This is a genomic window from Haloferax sp. Atlit-6N (genome assembly GCF_003383195.1).
In the GTDB taxonomy this organism is placed as follows: Archaea; Halobacteriota; Halobacteria; order Halobacteriales; family Haloferacaceae; genus Haloferax; species Haloferax gibbonsii.
The window spans coordinates 1-511 of the sequence record NZ_QEQJ01000201.1 but is presented as its reverse complement, the minus strand read 5'-3'; the positions used below and the strand labels follow the sequence as shown (position 1 = coordinate 511).

General features: G+C 61.3%; 1 protein-coding gene and 1 pseudogene. Both read right to left on the bottom strand.

The genetic code is table 11. From position 1 onward, the window contains the following. Positions 1-344: iron-sulfur cluster assembly scaffold protein (locus tag DEQ92_RS21930; protein ID WP_147299574.1), on the bottom strand; the 344-nt coding region annotated here is incomplete at its 3' end. Beyond that, positions 345-511 (bottom strand): annotated as a pseudogene (locus DEQ92_RS24265) (molybdenum cofactor biosynthesis protein MoaB); the annotation flags it as partial.

Genomic DNA, 511 nt, shown 5'->3' with positions numbered 1-511 from the left:
TCCGCGAGCACAGCACACGGGACGCGCATCGGCGTCAACTCGATTCCCAAGAGATCGAGGGCGTCCTCACGGTCGAGGTCACGAACCTCCGAAAGCGTCATTCCTAGGAGTTCTTCGGCGAGCAGGCTCGCGCTCGCGATGCTGATCGCACAGCCCTCTCCAGTAAACGTGACCTCTTCGATCGTTTCACCGTCCTCGGCGAGTCTGAGATCGAACGTGAGTTCATCGCCACAGGAAGCGTTCTCGCCAGTGTGTGAGACGGTAGCTGGCGAGAGGCGCCCCCACCTTCGAGGATTGCGGTAGTGATCCAGAATTACCTCCTGATACATTTTCGAACCCTGCATCTATTCGACCTCGTGTCGGCTTGCGAGCCCGGCGAGATGCGGAGCTTCCTCGGCGATGATCTCCGCCGTGGCGAGCTCGACGGCGTTCACACTTCCCGGGAGCACGAACACTGGCACGTCGCGGGCGATCCCCGCTGTCGCACGGGTTGAGACGATACGCGTTCGGA